This is a genomic window from Methylotenera sp., from assembly GCF_013141425.1.
Taxonomy (GTDB): Bacteria; Pseudomonadota; Gammaproteobacteria; order Burkholderiales; family Methylophilaceae; genus Methylotenera.
The window spans coordinates 1-5101 of record NZ_JABFRA010000039.1; the positions used below are offsets into that span (position 1 = coordinate 1).

General features: G+C 45.2%; 4 protein-coding genes. 1 reads left to right on the plus strand and 3 read right to left on the minus strand.

Annotation, left to right across the window (positions count from 1 at the left end; genetic code table 11):
• The 3 genes from HOO90_RS03375 to HOO90_RS03385 form a co-directional block, all read right to left on the minus strand.
• Positions 1–917, minus strand: a 917-nt coding sequence (locus HOO90_RS03375; protein WP_292839470.1) for a replication-associated recombination protein A, incomplete at its 3' end; no start/stop codon positions are given.
• A gap of 139 nt (positions 918–1056) precedes the next feature.
• Positions 1057–1674: an outer membrane lipoprotein chaperone LolA gene (gene lolA, locus HOO90_RS03380; RefSeq protein ID WP_292839472.1), complete on the minus strand. Its 618-nt coding sequence runs from the start codon at positions 1672–1674 to the stop codon at positions 1057–1059.
• Between the two features lie 48 nt (positions 1675–1722).
• Complete coding sequence (locus HOO90_RS03385; RefSeq protein WP_292839474.1) at positions 1723–4038, minus strand: DNA translocase FtsK; 2316 nt, start codon at positions 4036–4038, stop codon at positions 1723–1725.
• A gap of 122 nt (positions 4039–4160) precedes the next feature.
• Here HOO90_RS03385 and trxB point away from each other — a divergent pair.
• The coding region (gene trxB / locus HOO90_RS03390) for a thioredoxin-disulfide reductase (RefSeq protein ID WP_292839476.1) at positions 4161–5101 on the plus strand (941 nt) is incomplete at its 3' end.

A 5101-nucleotide genomic window follows, 5' to 3' on the forward strand; every position in this document is an offset into this window, starting at 1 on the left:
GCCATGCCCTGCGCGCGTGGGTCTGCCAGGCCAATATCTTCAACCGCCATGCGCACGATACGGCGCCCTAAATACAAGGGGTCTGCGCCGCCATCTAACATGCGTAAAAACCAGTACAAGGCGGCATCTGGGTTAGAGCCACGCACCGATTTGTGTAAGGCCGAAATCTGATCGTAAAATGCTTCACCGCCTTTATCAAATCGACGAAGCTTACTCGCCATGGTGGTTTCCAGAAAGGCCTCATCAATTTCACTGACACTGGCACCTTCAGCGGCATTAAATAAGCTTTCAACAAAGTTAAGCAGGCGTCTTGCATCACCATCTGCATACGCTAGTATTTGCTCACGCACCTCGTCTGCAATCGTAATATTTTCTGCGACTAATTGCTGCGCACGACTCAACAATAAGGCCAGTTCAGATTCAGAAAGCGCATTCAGTACAAAAACCTGTGCGCGGCTTAATAAAGCGCTATTTACCTCAAACGACGGGTTTTCTGTGGTCGCGCCAATAAACGTGATTAAGCCACTTTCCACAAACGGCAAAAACGCATCCTGTTGACCTTTATTGAAGCGGTGTACTTCATCAACAAATAATATGGTTTTACGACCGTGCTGCTGTAAGGTAAGCTCGGCGCGCTCGACCGCCTCGCGGATGTCTTTAATGCCTGAAAGTACCGCAGAAATCGGTACAAAATCAGCATCTGCCGTATTTGCAATCAGGCGTGCCAAAGTGGTTTTACCAACGCCTGGTGGCCCCCATAAAATCATGGAAGGCAGTTTACCTGACTGAAATGCTAACCGGAGAGGCTTATTTGCCGCTAGCAAGTGAGACTGGCCGACGACTTCATCTAAAGTTTTGGGGCGCAATCTTTCAGCGAGAGGCGCTTGCGGGCTATTGGCTTCAAACAAACTATTCAAAATTGAACTAATCCATTATTCCATTGAGACTTGTAAATAAAGGCAAGGCGTAAGCTCGCAGACAATACAAGCCGTATGGCAAGACCTGTGCATCGCAGCATTCATCTGAAGGCACGATGGATTTGAAGGTACAATGGAATTACTCACCAACAACATCAACACCCTTAGGTGGCTTAAATAAAAACGTTTTTGCTTCAATTATTGGGTTATGCACCAAGTTACTAAATACAATTTTTGTTTGGTGGCCAAAGCTATCGACCATGTCCATTTCATAAAGCACGTCATTTTTAAATGCTAATGATATTTTGTTAAAGCCTGTATCCGAATCTTTAGGGTTGGTCGTGACCCAATCAAGACCATCTTTACTAACAGCATTAACCAGCTTGAAATTTTTATCCAAGCTATCATCGCCCGCTAGCAGTGCCGCGGGGCTGGAACCGAGTGTTTTACTCAATTCACGCACAGAAACCTGAGCTAACTCAGTGTCATAAAGCCATACCTGCTTACCATCACTAATAATTTGCTGTTCATAGGGCTTGTTGTAATCCCACCGGAATTTATTGGGCCGTTTCAACTGCATTTCGCCATAAACTTCCTGAATTTTTTTACCCTGTCTATCCGTCACCACTTGATAAAAATTGGCACTTAATGCATGGGTTTCATTATAGAATTTTCTCAGGCTAGCAATGCCATCTGCTTGCGCAAGCAATGGCAACGCCAGAAAGCTAACAAAAACCATTTTCTTAATTTTATGCATTTAAATCCTATATTGGTTCAAGCTTAAATATTCTGTACAATTTTAAAATCAGGCATCGTTATGTGGTACAAGCACTTCACGGTTTCCGTTACTTTGCATAGCCGATACCAAACCCGCGCGTTCCATGTCTTCAATCAAACGTGCGGCTCGGTTATAGCCGATGCGCAACTGACGTTGTACACCAGAAATACTGGCTCGGCGCGTTTTAAGCACAATTCCAACTGCTTCATCATAAAGCGGATCTACTTCTGAGCCTCCACCTGCACTTGAAACACCATCAGCAAAATCTGCACCACCCTCTTCCGCCTCATTACTTAGAATCCCTTCTATGTAGTTTGGTTCACCTTGTGCCTTCAGGTAGTTCACTACCTTGTGCACCTCTTGGTCAGACACAAACGCTCCATGCACACGTACAGGGTAACCAGTCCCTGGGGGCATGTACAACATATCCCCTTGACCCAATAACGCTTCAGCACCCATTTGGTCTAATATAGTGCGCGAGTCAATTTTGCTGGAAACCTGAAATGAAATACGCGTCGGTACATTAGCCTTAATCAAACCAGTAATCACATCCACCGAAGGGCGTTGGGTAGCCAACACCAAATGTATGCCTGATGCACGGGCTTTTTGCGCCAAGCGCGCAATCAACTCTTCAACTTTTTTACCTACTACCATCATCAAATCGGCTAGCTCATCAATCACTACAACGATTAACGGCATTTCCATTAATGGTTCGGGGTCGTCAGGCGTTAAGCTAAACGGATGCGGGATTTTCTCATCGACTTTTTCTGCATCACGAATTTTTTGGTTGTAGCCCGCAAGGTTTCGCACACCCAACATCGACATTAATTTGTAGCGCCGCTCCATCTCAGCAACGCACCAATTAAGCGCATTAGCCGCTTGACGCATATCGGTTACTACGGGTGCTAGCAAATGTGGAATCCCTTCATATACAGAAAGTTCCAGCATTTTTGGGTCAATTAAAATCATGCGCACTTGGCTGGCATCGGCTTTGTATAGCCAGCTTAAAATAAGCGCATTAATCGCGACAGATTTACCAGAACCCGTGGTACCCGCCACCAGTACATGCGGCATTTTGGCTAAATCTGCCACGGCTGGTTTACCAGAAATATCTTTACCTAAACAGATTGCTAGTGGTGATTTTACATCGGCATACGCCTGACTACTCATAATTTCAGACAAGTAAACGATTTGGCGTTTTGCGTTTGGAATTTCCAAACCCATGCAGGTTTTACCTGGAATCGTCTCGACCAGACGCACACTCACCACAGAAAGTGCGCGAGCTAAATCTTTAATCAAATTAGTAACTTGGCTACCTTTTACTCCCGCCGCTGGCTCTAACTCAAAACGCGTAATCACCGGACCAGGTTGTGCCGTTAGCACTTTAACCTCAATACCAAAGTCCATCAGTTTTCGCTCGATTAAGCGTGAAGTAAAATCCAGCGTTTCAGCCGAGGGCAACTCAACTGAACCTGTTGGATCATCAAGCAAGTGTAATGGTGGCAACACAGAGTCTGGCAATGTTTCAAATAAGGGCGCTTGCTTTTCTTTTTGCACTCGTTCGCTTTTTGTTACTTCTAGCACTGGCGGCTCAATCAACACTGGTTCGCGGTCTACAACACGTTTACGCTCTGTTTGCACAAACTCGGCCCGTTCTTGCTCAACTACTTTTCCTGCTTTTCTGTCTTGCCAATCTTGCCATTTGAATTTAATAAATTCAAAACCTGCGATAATGGCCGTGCCTAATTTCTCGGTAATCAAAATCCAAGACCAGCCAGTAAACAAGCTAAAACCCACAACAAACATTGAGAGTAATAACATACTGGAACCCGTGTAGCCAAACATACTTCGTAAAGTAGCATCGACAGCCGTTCCGAGCATGCCACCTGGCGCCAAGGGTAATTGGGCTGGTAAGCTAATCAAATGTCCTGCCTCGATAGCGCAAGAGGCGACCAGCAATAAAGCAAACCCGATGAAATTAAATAATAAAAATGGTTTTTCGCTTTGATTGACCACTTCTAATTTCAGATAAACAAACCACATGGCATAAAACGCCAGCACTGCCCACCACCATGCTGAAAAGCCGAATAAATACAACAACATGTCAGAAAGCCAAGCGCCTACACTGCCACCTGCATTATGAATAATTGCGCCGTCTGCCGCAACATGAGACCAAGACGGGTCTTCACGATTATAGGTAAAAAGAATCACCGTGATAAACAACCCAACCAGCACTAAACCTAGCCACCAGGCTTCTTTTATAAGCGTTGCGCCTATGATTTGCGATTTACTAACTTCGGCCTCACGGCGCGCATTCACTGGAGTTGATTTTTTGAAAAACAAGATAGCAAAACCTTACAAATTTAACGTTAAATCAAATTATAGCAGTATCAAAGTCGCTGCGTAGCTAATACAATACTATTCTATTTTTTCATCTTAATCCGACTTAATAAAAGGCTTTAATCATGGCAACACGACACGTCAAACTACTCATTTTAGGTTCTGGCCCTGCAGGCTATTCTGCTGCGGTCTATGCGGCACGCGCCAACCTCAACCCAGTACTCATCACCGGCATTGCACAAGGCGGTCAATTAATGACGACTACTGAAGTCGACAACTGGCCCGCAGATGCCGACGGCGTGCAAGGCCCAGAGCTAATGGAGCGCTTTCAAAAACATGCTGAGCGCTTTAATACTGAAATGATTTTTGACCATATTCACACCACACATTTAAAAGAAAAACCGATTAGGTTGGTGGGCGATAGCGGCGAATATACTTGTGATGCCTTGATTATCGCAACGGGTGCTTCAGCCAAATATCTGGGCTTGCCAAGTGAAGAGAAATTCAGTGGCAAAGGCGTTTCAGCTTGTGCAACTTGCGATGGATTTTTCTACAGAAATCAAGAGGTTGCGGTGATTGGTGGCGGCAACACCGCGGTTGAAGAAGCATTGTATTTAGCCAATATCGCCAGCAAAGTCACTTTGGTACACCGCCGCGATAAATTTAAAGCCGAAGCCATTTTGGTGGATAAACTCATGGCACGCGTGGCAGAAGGCAAAATTATACTGGAAACATTTAACACCTTAGATGAAGTATTAGGTGATAACACAGGCGTTACTGGCATGCGTATTAAAAACGTGAATGATGGCAGCACCAAAGACATCGAGTTAAAAGGTGTATTTATTGCAATTGGCCACAAACCAAATACCGATATTTTTGAAGGACAACTCGACATGGAAGGCGGTTATATCATCACGCAAATGGGTCGTGGCGGCAATGCCACAGCTACGAGCATTCCAGGCATATTCGCCGCAGGCGATGTGCAAGACCATATTTATCGCCAAGCGGTTACCAGCGCTGGTACAGGTTGCATGGCGGCTTTAGATGCTGAACGATACCTCGACAA